The sequence below is a fragment of the Mesorhizobium qingshengii genome (assembly GCF_900103325.1).
Lineage (GTDB): Bacteria > Pseudomonadota > Alphaproteobacteria > Rhizobiales > Rhizobiaceae > Mesorhizobium > Mesorhizobium qingshengii.
On sequence record NZ_FMXM01000004.1, the window covers coordinates 414467 to 440130 of the forward strand.

The 25664-nt window shown below is 63.5% G+C and carries 23 protein-coding genes; 3 read left to right on the top strand and 20 right to left on the bottom strand.

Annotated elements, in window-relative coordinates; all coding sequences use genetic code 11:
* Positions 1-15 precede the first annotated feature (15 nt).
* From BLS48_RS08765 to BLS48_RS08820, 12 genes are all read right to left on the bottom strand, one after another.
* Positions 16-2412 (bottom strand): xanthine dehydrogenase family protein molybdopterin-binding subunit, encoded by a 2397-nt coding sequence (locus BLS48_RS08765; protein ID WP_091576784.1) that lies wholly within the window; start codon positions 2410-2412, stop codon positions 16-18.
* A gap of 3 nt (positions 2413-2415) precedes the next feature.
* A complete protein-coding gene (locus BLS48_RS08770; protein WP_091576786.1) occupies positions 2416-2874 on the bottom strand; it encodes a (2Fe-2S)-binding protein in 459 nt (152 codons plus the stop codon).
* Positions 2875-2902: 28 nt separating this feature from the next.
* On the bottom strand, positions 2903-3763 hold the full coding sequence (locus BLS48_RS08775; RefSeq protein WP_091576788.1) for an FAD binding domain-containing protein: 861 nt from the start codon (positions 3761-3763) through the stop codon (positions 2903-2905).
* Positions 3764-3826: 63 nt separating this feature from the next.
* The gene (locus tag BLS48_RS08780; RefSeq protein WP_091576789.1) at positions 3827-4426 is read right to left on the bottom strand and encodes a biotin transporter BioY; all 600 of its coding nucleotides are present in this window, start codon (positions 4424-4426) and stop codon (positions 3827-3829) included.
* A gap of 32 nt (positions 4427-4458) precedes the next feature.
* Positions 4459-5502 (bottom strand): ABC transporter permease, encoded by a 1044-nt coding sequence (locus BLS48_RS08785; protein ID WP_091576791.1) that lies wholly within the window; start codon positions 5500-5502, stop codon positions 4459-4461.
* The gene (locus tag BLS48_RS08790; protein ID WP_091576796.1) at positions 5499-7016 is read right to left on the bottom strand and encodes a sugar ABC transporter ATP-binding protein; all 1518 of its coding nucleotides are present in this window, start codon (positions 7014-7016) and stop codon (positions 5499-5501) included. The genes BLS48_RS08785 and BLS48_RS08790 overlap by 4 nt, the downstream gene beginning before the upstream one ends.
* Positions 7017-7077: 61 nt before the next feature.
* Entirely contained in the window at positions 7078-8145 is a 1068-nt protein-coding gene (gene torT / locus BLS48_RS08795) for a TMAO reductase system periplasmic protein TorT (protein WP_091576797.1), read from the bottom strand.
* 64 nt (positions 8146-8209) lie between these two features.
* Positions 8210-9181: a 5-oxoprolinase subunit C family protein gene (locus BLS48_RS08800; RefSeq protein WP_091576799.1), complete on the bottom strand. Its 972-nt coding sequence runs from the start codon at positions 9179-9181 to the stop codon at positions 8210-8212.
* The gene (locus BLS48_RS08805; protein ID WP_091576800.1) at positions 9171-10046 is read right to left on the bottom strand and encodes a 5-oxoprolinase subunit B family protein; all 876 of its coding nucleotides are present in this window, start codon (positions 10044-10046) and stop codon (positions 9171-9173) included. Before BLS48_RS08805 ends, BLS48_RS08800 begins: the two co-directional genes overlap by 11 nt.
* Positions 10046-11431, bottom strand: a complete 1386-nt coding sequence (locus tag BLS48_RS08810) for an acetyl-CoA carboxylase biotin carboxylase subunit (protein WP_091576802.1) — start codon at positions 11429-11431, stop codon at positions 10046-10048. The genes BLS48_RS08805 and BLS48_RS08810 overlap by 1 nt, the downstream gene beginning before the upstream one ends.
* Positions 11428-11670 (bottom strand): acetyl-CoA carboxylase, encoded by a 243-nt coding sequence (locus BLS48_RS08815; protein ID WP_091576803.1) that lies wholly within the window; start codon positions 11668-11670, stop codon positions 11428-11430. Before BLS48_RS08815 ends, BLS48_RS08810 begins: the two co-directional genes overlap by 4 nt.
* Positions 11667-12473, bottom strand: a complete 807-nt coding sequence (locus BLS48_RS08820) for a 5-oxoprolinase subunit PxpA (RefSeq protein WP_091576805.1) — start codon at positions 12471-12473, stop codon at positions 11667-11669. The genes BLS48_RS08815 and BLS48_RS08820 overlap by 4 nt, the downstream gene beginning before the upstream one ends.
* A gap of 289 nt (positions 12474-12762) precedes the next feature.
* Between BLS48_RS08820 and BLS48_RS08825 the strand changes: the two genes are divergently transcribed.
* Positions 12763-13668 (top strand): LysR family transcriptional regulator, encoded by a 906-nt coding sequence (locus BLS48_RS08825; RefSeq protein ID WP_091576934.1) that lies wholly within the window; start codon positions 12763-12765, stop codon positions 13666-13668.
* A 164-nt stretch (positions 13669-13832) separates the two neighbouring features.
* Here the strand turns inward: BLS48_RS08825 and BLS48_RS08830 are convergent, their stop codons facing one another.
* From BLS48_RS08830 to BLS48_RS08860, 7 genes are all read right to left on the bottom strand, one after another.
* Positions 13833-14711, bottom strand: a complete 879-nt coding sequence (locus tag BLS48_RS08830) for an SMP-30/gluconolactonase/LRE family protein (RefSeq protein WP_091576807.1) — start codon at positions 14709-14711, stop codon at positions 13833-13835.
* Between the two features lie 46 nt (positions 14712-14757).
* Complete coding sequence (kce, locus tag BLS48_RS08835; RefSeq protein ID WP_091576809.1) at positions 14758-15720, bottom strand: 3,5-dioxohexanoate:acetyl-CoA acetone transferase; 963 nt, start codon at positions 15718-15720, stop codon at positions 14758-14760.
* The gene (locus tag BLS48_RS08840; protein ID WP_091576810.1) at positions 15717-16664 is read right to left on the bottom strand and encodes a 3-hydroxyacyl-CoA dehydrogenase; all 948 of its coding nucleotides are present in this window, start codon (positions 16662-16664) and stop codon (positions 15717-15719) included. Before BLS48_RS08840 ends, kce begins: the two co-directional genes overlap by 4 nt.
* 11 nt (positions 16665-16675) lie before the next feature.
* Positions 16676-17482, bottom strand: coding sequence for an SDR family oxidoreductase (locus BLS48_RS08845; RefSeq protein ID WP_091576812.1), 807 nt, complete (start codon positions 17480-17482; stop codon positions 16676-16678).
* A 13-nt stretch (positions 17483-17495) separates the two neighbouring features.
* Complete coding sequence (locus tag BLS48_RS08850; protein WP_091576813.1) at positions 17496-19577, bottom strand: ABC transporter permease subunit; 2082 nt, start codon at positions 19575-19577, stop codon at positions 17496-17498.
* Positions 19574-21106 carry a sugar ABC transporter ATP-binding protein gene (locus BLS48_RS08855; RefSeq protein WP_091576815.1) on the bottom strand — a complete coding sequence of 511 codons (1533 nt, stop codon included), beginning with the start codon at positions 21104-21106 and terminating at the stop codon, positions 19574-19576. Before BLS48_RS08855 ends, BLS48_RS08850 begins: the two co-directional genes overlap by 4 nt.
* A gap of 105 nt (positions 21107-21211) precedes the next feature.
* Positions 21212-22339 (bottom strand): sugar ABC transporter substrate-binding protein, encoded by a 1128-nt coding sequence (locus tag BLS48_RS08860; protein WP_091576817.1) that lies wholly within the window; start codon positions 22337-22339, stop codon positions 21212-21214.
* Between the two features lie 221 nt (positions 22340-22560).
* On the opposite strand from BLS48_RS08860, the gene BLS48_RS08865 reads away from it, so the two are divergent.
* Positions 22561-23241: a GntR family transcriptional regulator gene (locus BLS48_RS08865; RefSeq protein WP_091576819.1), complete on the top strand. Its 681-nt coding sequence runs from the start codon at positions 22561-22563 to the stop codon at positions 23239-23241.
* Between the two features lie 139 nt (positions 23242-23380).
* Here the strand turns inward: BLS48_RS08865 and BLS48_RS35600 are convergent, their stop codons facing one another.
* Complete coding sequence (locus tag BLS48_RS35600) at positions 23381-23548, bottom strand: hypothetical protein (RefSeq protein WP_167364978.1); 168 nt, start codon at positions 23546-23548, stop codon at positions 23381-23383.
* Between the two features lie 397 nt (positions 23549-23945).
* On the opposite strand from BLS48_RS35600, the gene groL reads away from it, so the two are divergent.
* Positions 23946-25568 (top strand): chaperonin GroEL, encoded by a 1623-nt coding sequence (gene groL, locus BLS48_RS08870; protein ID WP_091576936.1) that lies wholly within the window; start codon positions 23946-23948, stop codon positions 25566-25568.
* The last annotated feature ends 96 nt before the right edge of the window (positions 25569-25664 follow it).

Consider the following 25664-nt stretch of genomic DNA (forward strand, 5'->3'; position numbering starts at 1 on the left):
GCGCGCTCTGAATAATCAGAACCTATCCGCTCGGAACGGCGTGAGATCAATCGCTGGCGGCAAACCGGCGGCAAGCTGCGACACGATCTTGATGTGAGGCAGTTCGACGGCAGGTTCCCTGCCCAGCAGAAGCCCCAGCACACGCGGCGGCGTGAGCGGCAATTGCTGGACACGGCACCCAGTGGCGTTGGCAATGGCGCAGGCGACGGCTGCAGGGGGATTGAGAATGGGCACCTCGCCCGCACCCTTAGCGCCGAGCGGGCCAATGGAAGGCGCACCTTCGTAGAGGTCAATCTCGACAGGCACGGTATCCAACGCGAGTGGGACGCGATAGGTCTCGAGGCTGTCCTGCCGGATGCACCCGTCCTCGCCGATGGTGTGCTCTTCATGCAGCGCGTAACCCAGCCCCTGTGTGACCCCGCCCTGGATCTGCCCGTGGATGGCGCGTGGGTTGAGCGCCCGGCCGACATCCTGCACCACCTTGTAGCTCAGGATTTCGACATGGCCGGTGTCGGGGTCCACGGCGACCTCGCAATCATGGACGTTGAAGACGGGAATATCGATTGCGTCGATGAAATGGCCCGCCGCGCAGCCGGGCATCGCCGGCACGCCGGGATTGGTGAACGAGCCGCTGCCGACCACTGGACCCGTCAACCGGTGCGCGTGCTGGACGGCCTTGGCAATGGTCATCCCCGATCCCTCGATGCCGGCGATCTCAACCCGTCCATTGCGCAAGACCAGCCGTTCCGGCTGGGTCTGCAGCAGCTCGCTCGCCGTGTGCAGGATCTTGTTGCGTACGTCCGCGGCAGCGGCGAGGCTCGCCGCGCCGACGGAGACGGTCGTGCGCCCTCCGCCGACGCCGAGATCGAAACCGGCTGCATCCGTATCGGCATTGCGAACGATCACGTCATTCGGATGAATCCCGAGCTCATGGGCGACGATCTGCGGCAACGCCTGCACCATCGTGCCCTGACCGAGCTCGACCCCGGCGGTGATGAGCGTCGCGCTGCCGTCGGCATTCAGGTTGATGGTGGCCGTCGAGGGTCCGACGAAGATGAACCAGGTGCCCACCACGGTGGCCCGGCCGTACAGGCGCCCGCCCGCCAAGGGCTCCTTGCTGTGAGACGCTTCCCGCAGCTTTTCCATCCGATCAAGCATCGGACCGAGCACGTCGCCTTCGAAGACCTGTCCCGTTGCGCCAAGGTCTCCGTCGCCCAGCACGTTCCGCCGCCTGAATTCGAGCGGATCCATCCCCATGGCCTGGCAGATCTCGTCCGTATGCCGCTCCAGTGCGAATGTGTTGTAGACACCGTTGCAGGCGCGAAAGGCCCCATTGGGGGGAGTGTTGGTGTAGACGGCTCGGCTCGCCAGCTTGACCGAGCCAAGCTTGTAGTTGCCGCCCAGCGTGTGCGCCGTCATCGTCGTGAGGAAAATCTGCTCGCCGCCATAGGCGCCGCAGTCCATCAGCACGACGGCTTCGCGTCCAGCGATGTCGCCGCTTTTTGTCACCGCGGATCGGATCTTGATTTCGGCGTTTTCGCGGCAGAGGCAGGTCAGCATCTCCTCCTGCCTCGAATAGACGAGGCGCACTGGCTGCCCGGATTTGCGCGCCAGGATCGCGGCATAAGGCTCCAGCGTGCAATCGAATTTCTGACCGAACCCCCCGCCCACGGGCGGCACCGTGACATGCACCTGAGAGGCAAGAACACCAAGCAGCTTCGCCGTCATGTTGCGAACCGTCCACGGAACCTGTGTCGACGTCTCGATATGGTAGCGACCGTCCTCGTAGGAGGCGACGACGGCCCGGGGTTCGAGCGAGACATGGTTCTGCCGGCCGACCCGAAAGCAGCTCTCCACGACCACGACGTCATCGCGGGCGAATGCCGCTTCGGTATCGCCCCGGACCACCGTCGCCTCCCAGGCAACGTTGCCGCCACGAGCGCCGCCTTCGAACAGAACTTCGTAGTTCTTCCAGTCAGGGTGAACCAAGCGAGCGCCAGGCGCCAGCGCATCGGCCATGGTGAGCACTATGGGAAGGGGTTCAAGTTCGACTTCGATCGCGCGTGCCGCCGCCTGGGCTTGCTCGTAAGTGTCGGCGGCCACCGCGGCGATCTGCTCGCCGTGAAAGCGGATGACGCCCGAGGCGAAGAGCGGATGGTCGGCGATGCCGATACCGTGCATCCCCGGGGCGTCTTCGGAAAGCGCTATGGCGCGCACGCCAGGCATTTGACGGGCACGCGTGATGTCAATCTTCAGGATGCGGGCCGACGCGACCTCCGATCTCAGGATCGCCGCGTGAAGCATGCGCGGCAGCATGCGGTCGACGGTGTAGCGCGTACGGCCGAGCAGCTTGTCGCGTGCGTCGCGCCGCGGCAGGTTCATCGTGACGTTTGACGGATCCGCGATTGCCATTGCTCAGCTCCGCTTCGCCAACGCCACGGCCGCATCGACCAGGCGCTCATAGCCGGTACACCGGCAGATATTGCCGACGAGCGCCACCTTGATTTCACCCCTCTCGGCCCGCGGGTGCTCCCGGAAGAAGCTCGTGAGGACCATCAGGATACCGGGAAAGCACATGCCGCACTGGACGACGTCGTGCTCTTCCATGATCCGCTGCAGAGGCGATAGCTCGCCCGCCGCAGCAAGCGATTCGACCGTGCGGACCTCTCGTCCCTCGACCATGCCGAGCGGCACCAGGCAGGACACGACCGGCTGTCCGTCGATGTGGACGGTGCAGGCGCCGCAGAAACCCTCGCGGCATGCGACTTTCGCTCCGGTCAGATGGAACTCGTCCCTCAACACGTCGACAAGCGGCGTGAGCGGTTCGGCGCGCGAAACCCGGTCTTCTCCATTGACAACGAGACGCAAGGACATCGGCTTGATCTCTTCCGGGGTACGAGCTTCAGGACTGCTCTTGAAGGGCGAGCACGGCGCGGCGCACGAGGCTCGGGAGCACCTTCACCCGATACCAGCCAGGTGCCTCGACGCCTTCGCGGCCTAGAAAATCTCCGCAAAACCGTTCGGCTTGTTCGGCCGCGCGGCGTGGATCGAGGCTATGCCCGACAAGGCTTGTTTCGAGCTGCTCCCAGCGGCGCGCAACGGGTTCGACCGAGCCGACCGCCACCCTGGCGCTTTCGACGACGCCGGTCGGGTTCAAGGTCGCCGCCAGGCTCACGATTGCCACGGGGTAATCTCCCGCCTTGCGCAGCGGGAGCCTTATGTGCGCCGAGCGCCGCGCCGTGCGTGGAACGATCACGCGGCGGACGAGACGGTCGGGCCCGATGCCTGTCCTGACCTCCAGGAAACGCTTCACCGTCATCCGTTCGGACCCTTTCGCACCTTCGATTTCGAGTTCGGCATCGAGGCATATCAGGGCGGGCACCAGATCAGCCGCGGCAAAGGCCGAAGCGCAGAGATTCCCACCAATCGTGGCAACGTTGCGGACTGCGGGATTTGCGGAGTTGACGGCGGCCTGTGCCAGCGCGCGGCATTCGGGCAGGGATCCAAGCGAGCTTGCCAGTTCGGCATGGGTAACGCAGGCACCTATGCTGATCTCGCGATCGAGAATATCCAGCCGCCGCAACTCATCGATCTTGGAAATCGCCACATAGGACAGGTCCCGCCGCTCGTGCCTGAGCGGCGCCCGCATGATCCAGGTTGCGCCGGCAAGAGCTGCTCCAGCCGACCCGCGATCGGCAAGAGCGGCTATCGCGTCGGTCAGCGACGTCGCTGCATGGAAGCGCTCTCCATTCTGTCCGGGCACGCTATTGGGTCCTTCCTGCCGGATGGATCTGAGGATCGCTGCGCAACCCTGGCAATTGCGATTTCAGCGATCGCCGTTGCGCGTCCGGCCAACAAATTTCCAAGCCAGCGGCAGGACCGCGGTGGCAAGCGCCAGCTTGAGCAGATCGCCGAGGACGAAGGGCGTGAGACCCCAGGCCAGGATCGGCTTGTCCCACCCAAGGACGGTGCCCAGCCAGGAAAGTCCGAAGGCATAGATGACGACCGTTCCCAAAAGCATGGAAAGCGCCGTCGTGACGATCCTGCGATCCCAACCGTGGCTGGCGAGGAAGCCGCAAAGTGCCGCGGCGGGCAGATAACCGAGGAGGTAGCCGCCGGTCGGACCGACCATGTAGGCGAGACCGATGCCTTTCTCAGGCGTTCCGGCGAAAACCGGAAGCCCGAGCGCGCCTTCGATGAGATAGAGAGCGACTGTGGCAGCGCCCAGCCGCCATCCGAAACTTGTCCCGATCACCAGGACGACAAAGGTCTGCATGGTCATCGGCACCGGATAGAACGGAACCTGCAGTTTGGCTGACAGCCACAGCGCCAGCGATCCGGCGATGGCCAGAACACCATTCCTGAGCGCTGTCGTGCGGCCGGAGAAGGCCTGCTCTGCAAGCGTGGGATAGGTCGAGGAAATCATGGTCCTTCCTTTCGGTGTTTGAGTGATTGCCGTCAGCGGTCGCCAACCAGCATGCGGTAGCGGAATTGGTCGAGAATGACGGCGAGCACCAGCAGCGAGCCGAGCAGCACCATCTGCATGTACGAGCCGATCTGGGCGATGTTCATGCCGTTCTGCAGCAGCACGATGAAGAAGGCGCCGAGAACGACATTCTCCACACGGCCCAGCCCTCCCCGCAGGGACACCCCGCCAATGACACAGGCGGCGATCGATTCCAGCGCGATCGTGCCGCCAAGATTGGTTTCGCCGGACTCGACCCGGGCCGTGAGCAGAAGACCGGCGAGAGAGGCCAGCAGCGCGCACAGGACATAGGCCAGGAACAGCACCTGCTTGGTGTTGACGCCCGAGAGGTTGGCCGCCCTGACATTGCCGCCGACCGCGTAGATGTGAGAACCCAGTTTCGTTCGGTTCATCAAGAGCCAGATGCCAATGATCGCCAGCAAGGCGATCATCACCGGCACGGGAACGCCGAGCACCCGCCCGAAGCCGAAGAAATTACCGAAATCGTAGGGCAGTCCGGATATCGGAACGCCGCCGGTCAGGAACAGCGCGATGCCCGCACCGACCGACTGCACGCCAAGGGTCATGATGAACGGCGAGACGTCGAACTGGGCGATACCGAGCCCGTTCAGGCATCCGATCAGTAGCGCGGCGCCCAATCCCGCACCGGCGCCAAGGAGGATCGCCAGCCAGATCATGTCCGGCATGACCGGCGCCAGCGCGACCATCGCCATCGCCGACACAACCGAAGTCATCGCGATCGCCGTGCCAACCGAGAGGTCAAAACCTCCGGTGATGAGGACCAGCATCTGACCCAGCGAAACCAGAACCAGATAGACAGACTGCCTGGCGACGTTGGTCAGGTTCTGAATCGACAGGAACTGGTTCGAGATCAGTGAGAAGACGATCAGCGAAAAGACCAGGAAAAACGGCAGAACCCCGACGCGCAGGAAGACGAATCTTATGGCCGCCAGCAGAATGGTGGCGCGGGTTCGCGGCGCCCCTGCATCCTCGGTTCGGCTGCTCTGAATGGTCATGGCTGGATTCCCGTCTCCGCAAAGAAATATTTCAGGACATTTTCCTCCGCGATCTCGGTGCCGGTGAGTTCGGCCGACACTCTGCCCTTCGAGAAGACCAACAGGCGGTGCGCAAGGTTCATCACCTCCGGCAGGTCGGAGGAGATCACCACCACCGCCTTGCCGGCCTCGGCGATCTCCTTGATCAACCGGTAGAGCGCGGCGCGGGTGCCCATGTCGACGCCGACCGTCGGCTCATCGAAGATGTAGATGTCCCGCTCCTCGCCAAATCCCTTGCCAAACAGCACCTTCTGCTGGTTGCCGCCCGAAAGCTTCGAGACAATGCGGCCCATATGGGCCGAAGCAATGCCGACGCGCTCGCCGATCTTGTCGGCCAATGCCCTTGCGCGACGCGGCGCAACAATTCCCAGGCGCCCCACGATCTCGGCCCGGCCGAGCAGGTTGAGCTTGATGTTCTCGCGCGCCGTCGCCGCCAGTTGCAGGCCCTCGCCCTTGCGGTCGGGCGGCAAATAGTAGACGCCGCCGGACAGCATATGCCTCGTCGCCGCATGGGTCACGTCGCGCCCCTTCAGCGTGACCGTGCCTGACCGGATCGGCTGCAACCCAAGAACGCTGCGCCAGATCCGCGACTTGCCGCTGCCGACAAGGCCGGCGACCCCCAGAACTTCGCCGGCACGCACGTCGATATCAACGCCATGAAAGCCGGCGCCGTGCATCCCGCGTAGCGTCATCAGCGTCCTGCCATCCGGCTGGCGGCCGATCTCGGGATAGATCTGATCGATCGCCCGACCGGTCATCAACTCGACGAGCGTCTTCTCGGAGGTGTCGCGCGCCGACACCGTCCCGATCAGACGGCCGTCACGAAGCACGCTGATGTTGTCGGCGATTTCGCGGAATTCCTGGATGCGATGTGAAATGTAGATGATGCCGACGCCGTCGGCCTTCGCCTTGGCGATGAAGGCGAAAAGCTTGCGCGTTTCCTTCTCGGTGAGCGAGGCGGTCGGCTCGTCGAGGATCAGGACCCTCGCCTTGCCCAGAAACACCTTGGCGATCTCCACCATCTGCTGCTCGGCACGCGACAGAGTGGAAACGCGCCGGCGGATGTCGATCTCGAAGCCCAGGTCATGGAACAAAGCGCGTGCGCCCTCGGCCATGGCGCGCCGGTCGGTCAAAGGACCGCGCTTGAGCTCGCGACCGAGATAGACGTTCTCGAAAACACGCAATGTCGGGATCAGCGAGAATTCCTGGAACACCGTGCCGATGCCATGTCTGGCGGCGTCATGTACCGAACGCAGGTCGACCTCCTCGCCGTCGATGCGCAGCGAACCCGATGTCGGCCTGTAGAGGCCGGAGAGGATCGAGATGAGCGTCGACTTTCCGGCACCGTTCTCGCCGAACAACACATGAACCTCTCCACGCTCGAGCTTGAAATCGACGCCATCAAGAGCCTTGACGCCGGGAAACTCCTTCGAGATCCGGGTCATTTCCACGAGCGGAGTGTTTGCGTTGTCCATTTGCCAACCCGGTCGATCCGGTCCCGCCTTGCCTGGCGGAACCGGACAGCGCTTGTCGCGATCAGTTCACGTTGAAGACCGGCTTGTAGCCATCCGGCGGCAAGATGTTCGTCGGCGAAACGTCTTTGATATTGGACGGATCGACAACAAAGATCTTCGGACCGACGTGCTTGATGTAGTCCTTGCCTTCCAGGATGCGGACGGCCTGGTCCACCGCAATGCGGCCCTGGATGACCATAGAGTCGGCCGGGGACGCGAGGATGAAGCCGCGCTTGATGCCCTCGTAGACGCCAGGCGTCATGTAGAAGGACAGAAGGTCGACCTTGCCTTGCAGGCCGCGCTCGCGAATGACGCCCTGCGCGGCTTCCGCCGTCACCGCGGTGCCCGCGATGTAGCGGATGTTGGGATTGGCCTGCAGCGCGTCCTCGACGAGCTTCAGCTGCACTTCCTTGCCGGTGTCGCCGAACTTGGGTTCCAGCACCTTGACCGCGGAGCCCTTGACGGCGTCGAGGAAGCCCTGGTTCGCCGCGCTCACCCAGCCGGCACCCGCCGGTCCGGGGAACCAGCCCACCTCCACCTCTTCGCTGCCGGCCGGATGTTTCTTGGCCAGATAGGCGCCGGCTTCCGAGCCCATCGTGTAGAAGGACACCAGCGACTTCGCCGAGATGTCCGGCGATGAGATGCCGTTGATGACGTCGATCACCGGGATGTTCTTCTTGTGGATTTCCGAAACAAGATTGTTGAGGCCGTCGGCGGAGATCGCACCGATGACGACCGCTTGCGCGCCGGCGGCGACGCAATCCTCGATCTGCGAAATCTGCTTGTCGAGCTCGGTATAGCCGCCTGCTTCGAACAGGTTCATCTTGACGCCGAGCCGCTTGGCCTCCTCCGCCACGCCGTAGTCGACACCGAGCCAGTAGGCGTCCTTCATGTGCGGAAAGGAAACGCAGATGTTCCAGGGTTTCGACGCCTTGTCGAGCGGCACGTAGGTGACATCGACCGACTTGCCGTCGGCCGCAAAAGGCGGCTCGATCTTGGCCGCGTCGTATGGATACCAGTCGGCGGCATAGGCGGCGCCGGTAATCAAAGTCGCCGCCGTCACAAGCATCATTTTTCCGAGATTTTTCATGTCATTCCCCTTTCTTGTTATCGGCCGCCGCCTTGAGGACGGTTCGGCCGCACTTACCCAAATGTCAGTTGAAAACGCTCCTGATTCTGTCGAGCAATGCTGCCCGGTCGGCGCGGGCTTTCAGCGCGCCGTCCATGTCGACCTTGACGAAACGTGTTGGCGTGTTGGGCTGCAGCTGGCCGATCAGGTCCATGTCGGCCGAGACCACCGTGCCGACCATGAAGTAGCCGCCACCCGAGACCGCGTCGCGGTGCAGGATGATCGGCTCGGTGCCGCCCGGCACCTGGATCGAACCGTAGGGATAGCAGCTGTCGACGATGTTGGAGGGATCCGACCCGGCTCCGAACGGCTGGTCGCGTTCGACGAATTGCAATGGCCGGCCGCCGCGGAAGCGATAACCCATGCGGTCTGCCTCGGGCGCCACCTTCCATTGGTCGTCGAAGAAGTTCTGATGCGACTGCTCGGTGACGCGATGCCAATAGAGGCCCGGCAAGACCCGCAGTTCGGCCGGCATTCCCGGTCGCCGACGCAAAGCTTCCGGGACGCTTCGCCCTTCCTTGCCGGAAGTGGCGTTGCCGACAGGCAATTCGTCGCCCTTGGCGATGGCGCGGCCCTTGAATCCGCCCAGAGCGCCGATCGGATAGGTCGAGCGGCTGCCGAGCGCGATCGGCACGTCGATGCCGCCAGCGATTGCGATATAGATGCGCGCGCCTGTCTTCAGGAAACCAAAGCTCAGCACCTGACCAGACTTGACGTTCAGCCCGGTCCAGGACGGCTTTTCCTCGCCGTCGAGCTTGATCGGCATGTCGGCACCGGTCACCGCGATCAGCGCGTCGCGGGTGAATTCGAGCTGCGGGCCGATGAACACCGCCTCGAGACCGGCCGCACCCTCGTCATTGCCGACGATCAAATTGGCGGCGCGCAGCGCCAGCCGGTCCATGGCACCGCCCATCGGGATGCCGAGATGGAAATAGCCGGGACGGCCGAGATCCTGAACCGTGGTCGAAAGCCCCGGATTGAGTACCTTAGCGGCCATTGATCATCCCCTCCAGCTTGGCGTTGTAGCCGTCGATGTCCTTCTGGAATTCACGCAGGTCGAAGGTGACGTCACTGATTGCCGGGGCAAACCGGCCGGCGGCGACTTCCTCGACGGTATGGTCGTATTCCTCGCGGCCGATCGGCTTGAACTTGACGATGTCGCCTGGGCGGAAGAACACCATGAAGTCACGGAGGTAGCTGGTCTTCTGCTCCGGATCGAAGATCGGCATCGGCGTGATGCCGAACATCTGGTAGCCGCCGGCGCCACGCACGGAATAGATGCAGGAAAAGCAGCCGCCATAGCCGATGGTGAGCTTAGGTGTATCGGTGCGCGGCCTGAGATATTTCGGCACCTGGATCTGCCGCGGCCGGTCGACCATCTGGTACATGAACGGCAATCCGGCGACGAAGCCGACCATCGACACGAACCACGGCGAGCCGGCATGGGCGGCGATGAAGTCGTCGACCGTGGCGTAGTTGTTGATGCGGGCGGCGTATTCGATATCGGTGGCTTGCGGATCCTGGTGCCGCTCGCGAAAACGCATCAGCGTCTCGTGCGTCCACGGATCCTGGTAGAACACCGGGATTTCGATGATCCTGGTGGCGATCACCGGATCGGTCTTGCTGGCCGCACTTTCGATGGCCTGCACCTCGCGCAGCATGTCGCCGGGCCGGATGATGTCGGGATTGAACTTGATCTGGAACGAGGCGTTCGCCGGGCAGATCTCGGTCACGCCTCTGATCTGGCTGTCGCGCACGGCATTGGTCATCGAGAGGCTCTTGAAGAACGCCTCCAGCGACATGCTCTCGTCGCATTCGACGAAGAGATGCTCGTCGCCACCGAATGAATAGCGGTTCTTCATCAGGCAACCTCCCTCGCGCCGCCTGGCGAAGCGGCGAATTTCGTTTCCAGCCAGTCCTCGAGAAAACGCGTATGGAAGCGCCCAGCCGCCACGTCGGCATCGGCCGCGAGCGCCTGATGCAGCGGCACGGTCGTCGGAATACCGGTGATCCTGAGACCGGCAAGTGCCGTGCGCAGCTTCGCCAGGCAGGCGGCGCGATCGGCGCCGTGCACGATGAGCTTTCCCAAAAGCGAATCGTAGAAGGGCGGCACCGTGTAGCCGGCAAACAACATGGTGTCGAAGCGGATGCCCTCGCCCTGTGGCACGACGAACGTCTCGACGGTGCCAGGACCAGGCATGAAACCCTTGTGCGGGTCTTCGGCGTTGATCCGGCATTCGATGGCGTGGCCGGCAATGGAAATGTCTTCCTGCCTGACCGACAGAGGCTGGCCACCGGCGATGCGCAGCATCTCCTGCACGAGATCGAGACCAGTGATCATCTCCGTCGCCGGATGCTCGACCTGAATGCGGGTGTTGACCTCGATGAAATAGAAGTGGCGGCTGGCATCGTCGTAGAGATATTCGACCGTTCCGGCGCCGCTGTAGCCGACCGAGCGCGCCAGGGCGACGGCGCTGTCGCACAGGCTCTTGCGCACATCGGCCGGCAGTCCGGCGGCCGGGGCTTCCTCCCAGACCTTCTGCCGGCGCCGCTGCAGCGAGCATTCGCGCTCGTAGCAATGAACGAAATTCCTGCCGTCGCCGAGGATCTGCACCTCGACATGACGCGCCTTCTCGATCACCTTCTCGATGTAGAGGCCGCCATCGCCAAAGGCCGCCGCGGCCTCGGCCGAAGCTTGCGGGAAATGACGCTCGAAGTCCTCAAGGGTGTGTGCGATGCGGATGCCCCTGCCGCCGCCGCCGGCGGCCGCCTTGATCATCACGGGCAAGCCGATGCGCGCGACGATCGCCGCCGCCTCGGTGACGTCGGAGACGCGCCCGTCGCTGCCGGGCACGGTGGGCACGCCGGCCCTGGCCGCGACCTGGCGCGCCGCCACCTTGTCGCCAAGCAGCCGGATGGCCGAGGCGTCCGGCCCGACGAATTTCATTCCCGCTGCAACCACAGCTTCGGCGAAGTCGGCATTCTCCGACAGGAAGCCGTAGCCCGGATGGATGGCATCGACCTTGGCCGCCTTGGCCGCCGCTAGTACCGCCTCGATGTTCAGGTAGGATTTCTTCGCCGCCGGCGGCCCGATGTCGATCGCCTCGTCGGCCAGTTGCACCGCCAGCGAGCCGGCATCGGCATGGCTGTACACCTGCACTGTCCTCAGCCCCAGGGCCTTCGCCGCGCGGATGATCCGCACCGCGATCTCGCCTCGATTGGCAATCAGGACGGAATTGATGGTCATGCCTCGACCTCGGCAAGCGCCTGGCCGGCCATGACCGCATCAGCGTCGTCGACGAGGAAACGGATCGCCTTGCCGTCGATGCCGGCCGTCACTTCATGGAAAGACTTCATCACCTCGACAATGCCGATCACATCGGTGGCGGAAACCGCATCGCCGTCGTTCTTGAACGGCGCGCTGTCGGGCGATGGCCTGCGGTAGAACATGCCTGGCAGCGGCGACTTGATTTCGGCTTTGCTCATTTTGATCCCCTTGCGGCCTGGGTCTGTTGGGCGGACACTTCCGACACCGGTGCGATCCGGATCCCGTTCGCGACCAAAGCGGAACGCATGGTGGCGGCGATCTCCAGGCAACCCGGCGTGTCGGAATGAAAGCAGATCGACTCGAAATCGATGTCGATGTCGGCGCCATCGACGGTGCGGACCTTGCCCTCAAGACAGGCGCGCACGACCTTGTCGGCAATGCCGGCCGGATCGAGCTTGCCGACATGCCGCGTGAACACGATCGAGCCGGAGCGATCGTAGTCCCGATCGGCATAGAATTCCCTAATTACCGGTTGGCCGGCTTCGAGCGCGGTGCGATAGGTCTGCGACATGCCCATGCAGAAGACGAAGGCATTGGGTGCCACGGTGCGCATCAGCTTGATGAAGGATCGCGACAGCGCCTCGTCGGCGGCGAGTTCCATGTAGAGGGCGCCGTGCGGCTTGACGTGCTGCAGGACGGCGCCATGACGCCGAGCAAATTCCCTGAGCGCGCCGATCTGATAGACGATGTCGTTGACGATCTCGTCGCCGCTGCCGTTGATCTTGCGGCGGCCAAAACCTTGCAGATCCCGATAGCCCGGATGCACGCCGATGCCGACGCCGTGCTGGGTCGCAAGCCGCACGGTGGCGTCCATCAGATTGGGATCACCGGCGTGGAAACCGGCGGCGATGTTGGCGGAGCTGATCAGTTCCATCAGCCTGGCATCGTCGGTGTCGCTCAGCCGCCATTGGCCGAACGCTTCACCCATATCGCAATTGATGTCGACAACCGTGACTGGCACGTTGCTCCCTTTGCATTCATGCGCCGATCGACAGCGCGGTTCCCGTGTTCTTGTTTTTTTGAACGTTAACGCGGAAGCACGACATTGGAAAATTCTATTCTCAGAATTTGACTTTCTGATTTTCAGATACCTATGGGCGATGCAGCTGGAAGAGAAAGTGCTCGATACCGCCAGAAACGCTGGCATTTACTGCAACTCAAAAAGGCAATGGCTGCTCAAAGAAATTGCGTGTATCGTATTTTCCGAAAGTGTATGCCGCCGATATCAGATAAACGGAAAGCTGCGTCCTTTGCCAATCAGCCTGCGCCAGATCCGCTATTTCGTCTCGACCGCAGAGCAGGGCCAGATTTCGCAAGCGGCGGTCGACCTCGCCATTTCGCAGTCGGCGATCACCACGGCGATCAAGGAACTGGAGAGCGAGGTCGGCGCCGACCTGTTCGTCCGCTCTCCCCAGGGCATGGAACTGACCGCCGCCGGGCGCCAGTTCCTGTTCCACGCCTATGACATCCTCAACAAGGTCCAGGAAGCGACCAGCCTGAATGTGCCGGCGAACAACCTAGAGGGCAGCCTCACCGTCGCGGCGACCTATACGGTGATCGGCTACTTCCTGCCCAACCACCTGGAGAAGCTGAAGCGAAATTTCCCGAAGCTCGACATCCAGCTTTTCGAGCTCAACCGCGAGGCAATCGAGGAGGGTCTTCTGTCCAACCGGTATGACATCGCCGTGCTGCTCACCTCGAACGTGCTCAATCCGGATCTGACGACCGAGACATTGATGGGTTCGCGGCGGCGGCTCTGGGTCGCTTCGAAGCATCATCTGCTGCAGCGGGAATCCGTCGGCCTGAAGGAAATCTCGCAAGAGCCCTACATCATGCTGACCGTCGACGAGGCGGCGCACACCTCACTGAAATACTGGAGCAAGACACCCTATCAGCCGTCGGTCACGCTGCGCACATCCTCCGTCGAGGCGGTGCGCTCGATGGTCGCCAACGGACAAGGGGTCGCAATTCTCTCGGACATGGTTTTGCGGCCATGGTCGCTGGAAGGCAAGCGCATCGAAACGCTGGTGCCCAGCGACCCGATCCCGGCGATGGATGTCGGCCTGGCCTGGCGCCGCAATGCCCAGTTCACCCCCGCCATGGAGGCGTTCCGGTCCTATTTCAGGCAGACGTTCTACATTCCGAACAGTCGTTAGCGCTCGCAGACGGACACAGATTTAAACGCCCTGGCCCTCCGCGAGGCTGAACGGGATTTGCTTCGGAAGCAACGACGTCTCCGATCATCCAACCCGTCAGGAAAGAGCGCAAGACGGCGGAAGGTGTCCGAGGCGAATACGGCGACGGAAATGTCGCCCCCTCCTTACCCGGCAAATCTGGGCTCGGCTATCCCGGTCACGCCGAGACCGGTGATGGCGAACAGGCTGCCGCGCAAGACACCGTCGCCGGGAAATCGCGGCAGCGGCGGCTTGGCCATCGAGGTCACATACAGGGTGTCGAGCTTCGGCCCGCCGAACATGACGCTGGTGATCTTCTTCACCGGCATGTCGATGACGCGGTCGATGCTGCCGTCCGGCGCATAGCGCACCAGCCGACCGTCATAGACCAGAGCATTCCACAGATAGGCTTCGGCATCGACAGTCGAGCCGTCGGCCGCACCGCCGCGGCTGGTGTCGACCCGGGTGAAGGTGCGGCGGTTGGTGGCCGCGCCGGTGGCGATGTCGTAGTCGTAGGCCCAGATCTCGCCGGTCCAGGTGTCGGCGAAATAGAAAGTGCGGTCGTCGGGGCTCCAGCACGGCCCGTTGGAGCAGATGATGCCGGAATCGATCCTGGTGACGGAGAAGTCCGGATCGAGCCTGTAGAGACCGCCGGACGGCCCCTCCTCCATCGTGTCCATCGAACCGGCGAAGAAGCGGCCGCGCCGGTCGACCTTGCCGTCGTTGAGACGGTTCATTGGCCGGTCCGGCTCGGGATCGTGGATCAGCGTCACATCGCCGGTGGCGAAATCGAGCAGATGGAAGCCGCGCTGCAGCGACACCACCGCGCCGCTGCCATCCTTCCGCAGCGCCATCGAGCCTATCTTCATCGGTACGTCCCAGCAGCGGATCTCACGCCCGTCGGCGGTCGCCCGGAACACCCGCCCGTCGAAACTGTCGATCCAGTAGAGTCGCTCCTGCTCGACATCCCACAGCGGTCCTTCGCCCAGTGTGGTCTTCACGTCCACCACGACTTCGATCTTCATACCGTCCTCCTCTGTTTGATGCCGCGCGGCGATTGGCCAGGCCGCGTCAGAAAGCGACCTTGTCGCCGCCTTTCAATGACAGGATCTCGCGCGCCTCGTCGGGCGTCGCCACCTCCATGCCAAGCCCCTCGATGATCTTGCGCGCGAGCAACACCTGTTCGGCATTCGACTTCGCCAGTCTGCCCTTGCCCGCCCAAAGGCTGTCCTCCAGCCCGACGCGGATGTTGCCGCCAAGCGCCGCCGATTGCGCGGCGATGCGCAGCTGGCTGGCGCCGGCGCCCAGCACCGACCAGCGGAACTGGTCACCGAACAACCGGTCGGCGGTGCGCTTCATATGGGCGACGTCTTCGGGATGGGTGCCGATGCCGCCGAGCAGTCCGAACACCGACTGCACGAAGAAAGGCGGCTTCACCAGCCCGCGATCGGCGAAGTGGGAAAGGTTGTAGAGATGGGCGATGTCGTAGCACTCGAACTCGAAGCGCGTGCCGTTGTCGTAGCAGGTGGCCAGAATGTACTCGATGTCCTTGAACGAATTGCGGAAGACCAGGTCGCGCGTCGCTTCCAGATGCGGCTTTTCCCAGTCGAACTTGAAGGTCTCGTATTTGTCGGCGAGGTGATAGAGCCCGAAATTGATCGAGCCCATGTTGAGCGAGGCAACTTCCGGTTTGAACTGGGCGGCAGGGCGCACGCGCTCCTCGACCTTCATGTAGGGGCTGCCGCCAGTGGTGATGTTGATGGCGGCATTGGTGCCCTGCTTGACGCGCGGCAGGAAGCGGGCAAAGGCCTCCGGCGTCTGGTCGGGCTTGCCGGTTTCCGGGTCGCGGGCATGCAGATGCAGGATCGCGGCCCCAGCCTCCGCCGCTGCGATCGCTTCGGAGGCGATCTGGTCCGGCGTGATCGGCAGATAGGGCGACATGGTCGGCGTATGGATCGCCCCCGTCACCGCGCAGGTGATGATGACCTTGCCCTTGGTCTGCGCGGCACCCGGCTTGCGGCTCGTTTGCGTCATTCTCCGAACTCCTGATCCGATTTTCTTTTGTGCGCCGCCAGCGCCATAAGCCGGCGATCACGCCACACCTGCCGTGCGCCGAGACCGTCGCGCGGCAGGCGCTTGCGACGGTCGGCCTCGACGGTCGCCATGACCTCGCCGGCCCAGTCGACGCGACGAAGCATCTGCGGGAAGATGTTCGAATAGATCGACTGATAGCGCTCGACATAGTCGCGCACGCCGCCAGGCGCATTGAGGTCGATGGTCTCGAACGGCCCCATGAACGACCAGCGCAGCGCCAGCCCGTCGCGGATGCCGATATCGACATCCTCGACGCTGGCGTAGCCGTCGGCGACGAGCCGAAAAGCCTCCTCCAGCAATGCACCTTGCAGGCGGTTCATGATGAAGCCGTCGAGCTCGCGCTTCATCACCAGCGGGGCGTGGCCGGCATCGACGAGGAAGGCGCGGGTCCTTTCGACCGTCTCGGCGGACGTCCACGGCGCCGGCACGACTTCGGCCGCCGGAATGAGATAGGGCGGATTGATCGGATGCACGACCAGGCAGCGGTGCCGCCCCCGCAGATGATCGGTGAACTTCGACGGCAACAGCGCCGAGGTGGAACTGGCGATGACCGTTTGCGGGCCGGCAAGGGTGTCGATCAGGGAGAACACCTCCCGCTTGACCTCGAGGTTTTCGGGCGTGTTCTCCTGGACATGGACTGCATCGGCCACCGCTTCCGCCAGTTCGGCGACAATGGCGATGCGGCCGAGCACGGTGTCGACGGATTGACCGCGCAGCAGGTCGTTCGAGGCAAGGTCGCCGAGCACGCCGGCAATGTAGTCACGGGCACCGCCTGTCGCGGCCGGCGACTGGTCCCACATCCGCACATCATGGCCGGCGCGGGCGAAGCTGATCGCCCAGGCCCGCCCGATGAACCCGCTTCCGACAATCGCGACATTGGCCATGGATCGGTTCCTCAGAGTGTTTCGACATTGCCGTCGACGCCGAGCGACTGGCCGGAAATGTTGATCCCCGCATCGGACAGCAGGAAGGCGACCATCGAAGCCACATCATAGGGGCTGGTCATGCGGCGCAGCGAGATGTTCTGCAGATAGCGCCCGGTCATCTCCTCGTGGCTGATGCCAATCTGCTTGGCGCGCGCCGAGATGACGCCCTCGATACGTGGTCCCTCGATGATGCCGGGCAGGATGGCATTGACCCTTATGCCGTGCGGCCCAAGCTCCTTGGCGAGGCTCTGCGTGAAACCGATGACACCGAACTTGGCCGCCGAATAGGGCGTGCGGAACGCATAGCCGTGGCGGCCGGCCGCCGACGACATCGACACGATCGAGCCCCCGCCCGCCGCCTTGATCAGCGGCACGGCGCGCCGTGCGCACAGGAACTGGCCGGTCAGGCAGATGTCGATGCAGCGCCGCCAGTCGGCCGGATCGATCTCGTCGACACCGCCTGTCGGGCCGGCAATGCCGGCATTGTTGATCAGCGCGTCGAGCCCGCCGAGCTTTTCCTTCACGGCCTCGAACAGCCGGTCGACGTCCGCGTCACGCGAGACATCCGCCTTGATTGCCGCGACCAGATCGATCTTGTCCGGAGCGGCGGCCAGCGCCTCGTCGGAAACGTCGCAGACGACGATGCGCGCCCCGAGCCGCGACAGCGTGTCGGCTATGGCAAAACCGATGCCGCCGGCGCCCGCCGTCACCAGCACGCGCTGGCCTTTCAGCCCGCTCAGAAATTCGTCCGCCGATGCCGGTGCGCTCGCGCTCATGGTCCTGTCCTTCTCATTGCAACCGCCGTTCGCGCAGCGCCATGACGGCACCCAGAACGACCAGCCCGTAAAGAATTGCCCTTGTGGCGTAGGGAAGCGTGGTGCCGGCCAGCAGCATCTGCAGCGCCGTCAGCAACAATACCCCGCCGAGCATGCCGAGATAGTGGCCGCGCCCGCCGGTGATCAGCGCACCGCCAACCACCACCACGGCGATCGACGGCAAGAGATAGTCGTCGCCCATGCCGAGGCTTGCCTGGCCCGAAAAGCCGGTCAGCATGATGCCGACGATCGCCGCGCAGACGGCCGACAGCATGTAGACCAGGATCAGCGTGCGCTCGACGCCGATGCCTGACAATCGCGCCGCGCGCAGCCCGTTGCCGATGCCGTAGACCCGGCGTCCGAACGGCGTGCGTCCAAGCAGCAGCACTGCCACGACCACGAAGACGACCATCAGCAGAACGACCGGCGTCACGAGGCCGAGCTTGGCCGTCATGAACCAGCGCAGCAGCGGCGAGGAAAAACCGGCCGGTGTTCCCTGCGAATAGAGCAGCGCACAGCCCTGCAGAATGCCGTTGGTGGCGAGCGTCATGACGATCGGCGAGATGCCGAGATAGACGATGCCGAAGCCATTGGCGAAGCCGATGGCGCAGGCCATCAGCAATACGACCGGCAAGGCGTAGACGAGGGCAGCATCGGAGCCGTTGACCATGCCGGCCAGGATGATGCCGGAAATGCCGATCGTCCACGGCACGGAGAGATCAAGGCCGCCGGTCAGGATGACCGTTCCCTGCCCGAGCGCCAGGACGGCCAGGAAGGACGACAGCACGAGCAGCGAATTCCAGTAACCCGGATTGAGGATGGCGCGACCGAGCCAGATCTGCGTGACGATGACGATGATGAGCAGACAGACATAGGCGGGCAGTGCGTAGCGCAGCGTCTCCGCGTTGCGCAGATGGAAGGCAGGGCGCGGCGATGCCGGGCTGCCCTGGTGATGCGATGGCCCGGCGATCCTGAGGCGCCGGTCCACGCGCTCGAGTTGCGAGGGCAATATGCCGGCGCGCCAGGCGGCAAGCCGGGCACGCGCGGCGCGCAATTGCACGGCAAGCACCGATGCGTGCGAGATCGAGCCAGCGAGAGCCGCCAGCACGAGAATGGTGCCTTCGGCTATGGTCGAGTAGTAGGCCGACACATTGAGCACCAGCAGGATGTTCACCACCATCATCAGGATATAGGCGCCGAAGACCGTGCCGACCGGACCGCCCTGCCCGCCACCGAGACGCGTGCCGCCGACGACGACCGCCGCGAACATCGACAACAGCAGCGGATTGCCGACCAGCGGATCGCCGCTGCCGGTCTGGGCGCTGATGAACACGCCGGCAAGGCCGTAGCAGCCGCCGGCGATGACATAGACCGCAAAGCGCACCAGCACGACATTGATGCCGACGGAAGCGGCCGAATCCGCGTCGCTGCCAACCGCGTAGAGCGCCGTGCCGAAGCGGGTTCCCTTCAGCCAGAACCAGGCGAGCAGGACGACGCCCAGCACCACCAGCGGCATCGGCAGCCAGTTGGTGATCGCGTCGCCAAGGTAGAACGTGCCGAGATCGGGCGACACGAAGCCGCCGGGCTTGTCCATCACCAGCAGCGTCACACCTTGCAGGATGAACATGGTGGACAGCGTCACCACTATGGGCTGCATGCGCAGCACGGCGATGAAGAAGCCGTTGAAGGCCCCGACTGCCATGCCGACGCCGATGCCGACTGCCGTCCACAGCAGGATGCTGGCGCCTGGTGCCATCGGGTCCATGCTCGACGCCAGCACGACATTGACCAGCGATATCACCGCGCCGGCGGACAGATCGAAGCCACCCGAGAGGATCACGATCGTCTGGCCGATCGCCGCGAGCGCCGAGGTCGCGCCGCCGCTCGACAGGAACGACACATCGAAATAGGTCAGCGGCCCGGCACTGATCCAGTCGACAATGAAGAGCAGGATCGCAAGGACGGCGGCGGCGATCAGCGCGCCGCGATTGCGCATCAGCGCGCGGCGCAGCCCGAAGCCACTGGAAGCAGGAGATGGAAGTGTCGTGCTGCTCATGCGGCGGCTTCCCCGGCATGGCCGAGCGCCGGACGCATGATGGCCGGTTCGGTGATGGCGTCACCTTCGAGCTCGGCCGCGATGCGCCCGTCGTAGAGAACCAGGACCCGGTCGCATTGGTGGACGAGTTCGGGAATCTCCGTCGAGTGCAGCAGGATCGAGCCGCCAGCGGCCACGTAGTTACGCATCATCACGTAGAGCTCGTGCTTGGTGCCGACATCGATGCCGCGGGTGGGATCGAACAGAAGCAGGATGCGGCTCTGCGCCACCAGCCATTTGGCGATGGCGATCTTCTGCTGATTGCCGCCGGAAAACGCTCCGGCCCGAGTCCACAGCGCGCGGCGGTCGACCTCGACAGTGGCGAATGCCTCCTCGACGGAACGGGTCTCGGCTTCCATGTCGACAAGGCCGAAGCGTGTAAAACGCGACACCACGGGCAGTGTGGCGTTCTGGCTGCCCGACAGTTTCAGGAACAGGCCCTCGGATTTGCGGTCTTCCGGCACCAGGCCGATCGCCATGTTGGGCAGCAAGGCATCGGCGGGCGAGCCGAGCCAGACCTTGCGGCCGTCGACAAGGATGTCGCCATGGGTAATTTCAGCCATGCCGAAGCAGGCCAGGAACAGATCCTGCTGGCCCATGCCCTGCAGTCCGGCAACGCCGAGGATCTCGCCCCGGCGCAGGTCGAAGCTGGCGCCGTCGAGCTTGCGCCCGACCTTGAGGTCGCGCACGCCCAGAACCGATGGACCGAATGCCTGGGCACTATCGGGCTTGGGCGGGAAGGTCTGCTCGATGCTGCGGCCGATGATCTTTTCGATCACGTCGGCGTCCGAGACGTCGGCAACGGGCGCGGTGACGATGTGGCGGCCGTTTCTCAGGATCGTCAACGTGTCGCAAAAGGCGCGCACCTCGCGCATGCGATGGGTGATGAAGACGATGGTCGTGCCCGCGGCCTTCAGCCTGGCGATGATGTCGCCCAGCCAGTCGACGTCGCGGCCGGCGAGCGTCGAGGTCGGTTCATCGAGCAGCAGGATGCGCGGCTTGCGGTAGACGGCACGCGCGATCTCGATCTTCTGGCGCACCGAAAGCTCGAGCTCGCTCACTTCGGCATCGAGATCGACGGAAAAGCCGAGATCGTCGATGTGGCTGCGAACTGCCTTGCGGGCGGCAGTGCGCCGGATCAGGCCGGAGATGCCCACCGGGGCGTAGGGCAGCAGCATGTTGTCGAGAACGGAGAGATCGCGCACCAGGGTCATCTCCTGGAATGCCGTCTGCACGCCCAGCGCATGCGCGGCGCGCGGTGCGCCGTAGCCGATCTCCTTGCCGAAGACATGGACATGACCCGCGCTCGGCCGGACCAGTCCGGACAGCAGTTTCACCAGGGTCGACTTGCCGGCTCCATTTTCACCAAGCAGCGCATGGACGCCGCCAGACGCGATCCGGAACGACACGCCGTCCAGCGCGACGGTCGGGCCGAACGCCTTGCTGATGCCGTCGATCTCGATGGCGGGAAGCTCGGAGTGGTCTGTCATTGTCCTCGATCGCCGGGCTGCGCACTTCTGGGCGACATGCATTAGCGCGGATCGACGATGCGCGGACAGGAGGTCCGCGCATCGTCGCGATTTGCCTTGGGAGGCTCAGTCTTCCGGCTGGCCGACGAGGGCAGCGCTGAGGCCGATCTCGGGCGCTTGGTCCGAAAAGATCGAAGCGAACCAGCCGGGATTGGAGACCAGCGACGGCTTGAAGGCGTTGCAGCCGGCCTTCATCTCCGCCCAGGTGCCCTCATTGCAGAGCTTGATCGTCTCGTTGGTGACGACCGGCAGCGGCAGGATGGTGGTCTTCGGCACGTCCTTGCCTTCGATCGCCTCGACGGCGAGCTTGAGTGCCAGCGCCCCGGAGTACGGCGGCGAGGCGTAGGAAATGCGTGGCGCGCCGAGCGGCGCATAGGGCGACGCCGCGCCTTCGACTTCCGTCCCCTCCGGCAGCATCTGGATGCGGCCACCATTGGAGCCTTCACCAGCGCAAGGCAGGAGTTCGCTGGTCTTCTTGCCGGCCTCGAGCTGCATGGAATTGGCGGTGAAGCAGCCGACCTGCATCCACAGCCCGTTGATATCGCTCCAGCTGCGCGTCGCCAGGATCTTCGAAAGCTCGGTGCGAGCGACAGCCTGACTCCACATGCCGACAGCCTCGCCGACGATCTTGATATCGGGATACTTGGCGAAGACTTCCTTGGCGGCCTTGGTGCGCAGATCGTCGACCGATGTGCCGGGAACGCCGGTCACCGCGATGATGTTGCCCTTGCCATTGAGCTTCTTGACCAGCCATTCGGCCGTCACTCGGCCTGCTTCCTCCTGGTCGATATGCACGTTGTAGGCACAAGGCTCGGTGATCTCCGCGTCATAGGCAAAAACCTTGACGCCCTTGTCGCAGGCATTCTTGACCACCTGGTTGAGCGCGGTCGGCGAGATCGGGAAGATCACGATGGCTTCGGCGCCCGCCTGCACCATCGCGTTGACCTGCTGGATCTGGCGCTGCGCGTTCGGCCCGGCCACCTGGACCTGCAGGTCGACCTTGTCGGCCAGGCTCTTGTGCGACGCCATCGCCTTGACCATGTTGGCGGCCTCGGCCTGCCAGTCATTGCCGATGAAGCTCATGCTGAGAAAGATCTTGTGCTTTTCGGCCGCTTCCGCGGCGGACAGGCCGAAGGCGCAAGCAGCCATGCCGGCCAGCAGCGCGAGCCGCCGGACTTTCAATCCGATACCCATATGAAACTCCTCCCAATCCGAACGACCGAATGCCTCCCAAGGGCACGAAACGTAACCCTTGTCATTCGATGCCAGCGACCGTAACATGATTTGATCAAAGATCAATGATGAAATCGCTCAGTATCAGAACCGGCGGTCGTGGGCGCTTGACGCGGCATCCCGAACCTTGCATTCCGGGCACAGGCGATAGGGTCGCCCTTGGGCGGGAAGGTTGACGGGAGATGGCTGGATCGGCGTTCAGGAAGCCGGGGGTCGAGATCACGCCCCTGTCCAGGGAGACCTTGCAGGACAGGGTCTACCGCCACGTCACCGAACTGATCCTCGACGGCAGCATCGTCCCCGGCGAGATGGTCACGGTTCAAAGCCTTGCCGACGCTTTTGGCGTCAGCCCGATGCCGGTCAGGGAAGCGCTGCGGCGCCTGACGGCCGCCAACGCGCTGATGGTGGTTTCGGGCCGCTCGATCGGCATTCCGGCACTAAGCCGCGCGCGCCTCATCGACCTCAGGAATGTCCGGTTCGAGATCGAAGCGATCGCGGCAGCATGGGCGGCGGAGCGCATAGACGACCAGGGCGTGGCTCAGCTGCGCCAACACCTTGATGCGCTCGAACAGGCCAATGCGGCCGGAGACGTCAAATCCTATCTCAGGGCCAACTATGCCTTTCATTTCTCGATCTATCGGGCGGCCGGCTCCGAGAACATGCTCAACATCATCGAGAATCTTTGGCTGCAGATCAGCCCTTACTTCAACATGCTGCACGATTCGGGAAACTACTCGACCGCCAACGAGCACCATCAGGAGATGTTCGCAGCACTGCGCGACCGGGATGCGGAGGCGATTCGGGCCGCGGTCCGCGCCGACATCGACGCGGCTTTCGACGTGCTGGTCGGACTGCTGAAGTAGCAGAAAATTGCCTGATACTTCTTCAAGCTGACGTTGGGCCTCGGTAGCGTTCACCCCGCGGGGCCCGTGGCGGCTCTGGAGCTCGGCGTGACGGGGATGCATGCGTCCACCGCCAGGACGGAGCCAGCAGACTTCCTTTCTACACGAAGGCCATCACGACCACGCCGCCCACGACAACCAGGGCCAGTCCAGCGATAAGCATGGGCAGCAACGTATTGCCTGCCTTTGCGCCGCTTGCCGCTTCAGTACTGAACACAAGGCTTGGGCGCTCTTCGAGCATTTCTTGCTTCTCGATCTGGAATTTCATTTTCGTCTCACTTCGCTTCGTTGGCGTCGCAGGGAGAACCATTCGCCGCGCCGAAGCGGCGCGTCGACACGTCAATGTTCTATCTATCAGCCGTTGCTGAAGAAGAGAGGCTACCGGACTTGAAGCGTCGGTTCTTTGCGCTCGCGCAAACTGGATGCCACGACGCGTTCGTCGCCGCTGCTGTCGGCGGAGTGTTTTCTGGAGCAGAAAACCCGGCCATAGCGCTCTTCCCGAAGGCCATCGCTACCCCCCTTCGACCGTCGCCGGGATGTCACTCCTTCGAATGCCCATCCATCGTTGATCCTCGTCAACATCGCCCGAAATCCCGATTGATGCGCATCAAAGCCGACGGAACGTATGCCGGTTAGTTAAAGCGGACAGCAGTTCGGAGATGGTCATGGCTCACAAGCAAGTGTTGTTTCGTTCCGCGGCGCGCGAAAAGATCCTTCGTGGCGCGACCCAACTCGCCGACGCCGTGCGCGTGACGCTCGGGCCGCGCTCGAAGTCGGTCCTGATCGAAAAGAAATGGGGTGCTCCCATCGTCTGCAACGACGGGGTGACCATCGCCAAGGAATTCGACCTGAAGGATCCCGAGGAGAACCTTGGCGCGCGGATGCTCAGGCAGGCGGCCGAGAAAACCGGGGACATGGTCGGGGACGGCACCAGCACGTCGACCATTCTGGCCCATGCGATATTCGCCGACGGCGTGCGCAACGTTGTCGCCGGCGCCAGCGCGATCGATATCAAACGTGGTCTCGATCGTGCAACAAAACGGGCCATAGAAGCGCTCAAGCAGATATCCCGACCAGTTTCGACCCGCCGCGAGAAAGAGCAGGTGGCGACGATCTCCGCGCACAACGACCCGCTCATCGGCGAACTCGTCGGCGAGGCAATGGAGAAGGTCGGCGGCGAAGGCGTCATCACGGTCGAGGAAGCGAAGACCACGGAGACGGTTCTGGAGGTTGTCGAGGGCATGCAGTTCGATCGCGGTTTCTTGTCACCTTATTTCGTGACCGATCCCGAGAAGATGGAAGCGGTCCTGGAAGACGCGGTTGTGCTCATCGTCGAAAAGAAGATCTCTTCGCTGAACGATCTCATCAAGTTGCTGGAAGCCGTGGCAAAGTCGGGCTCGCCCTTGCTGGTTGTCGCCGAGGAAGTCGAAGGCGAGGCGCTTGCGACGCTCATCGTCAATCAGATCCGGGGTACGTTCAAGAACTGCGCCGTCAAGGCGCCCGGTTTCGGCGACCGCCGCAAGGCCATGCTGCAGGACATCGCCATCCTGACCGGCGGTCAGGTTATTTCCGAAGACCTCGGGCTCAAACTGGAAAATGTCACGATGGAGCAGTTGGGGCGCGCAAAGCGCGTGGTCGTCGACAAGGACAATACGACAGTCATCGGCGGCGGCGGTGACGCGAAGGCGATCAAGGGTCGAGTGGAACAGATCCGACGCGAGATCGACGACACAACCAGCGACTATGATCGCGAAAAGCTGCAGGAACGGCTGGCCAAGCTTGCAGGCGGCGTCGCGGTCATAAAGGTCGGCGCGCCGACCGAGGCCGAAATGAAGTCGAAAAAGGAAGCGCTCGACGATGCCATCAGCGCCACCAAGGCCGCGGTCGCCGAAGGCATAGTGCCAGGCGGCGGGCTTGCCCTGTTGCGCTGCATCGCCACGGTGGCTGACGAGGAGCAGCATTGCGAAGGCGACGAGCGGACGGGCGTGCAGATCCTCAAGCGCGCGCTTGAAGCACCGGTCCGGCAGATCGCCGAGAATTCCGCGGTCGACGGCGGCGTTGTCATTGCCAAGATGATTGAAGGCACGGGCAATTTCGGATTCGATGCCGGACAGAAAGTTTACGTCGACCTCGTCGAGGCCGGCATCATCGACCCGACCAAGGTGGTGCGCATCGCGCTTGAAAACGCGGTCTCCGTCGCAAGCGTTCTGCTCTTGACCGAAGCAACCATGACCGAAATTCCCGAACCGGCGAAAGAACGCGCTCTCGAACCTGAAATGACGATGTAACGCGCGAAGCCTCGTTGATGAGGTGGAAATAGACAACTCGATGATGATTTCGGCGCGGCAGTGCCGCGCTGATCGCATTCTCATCCAGGTCGACCG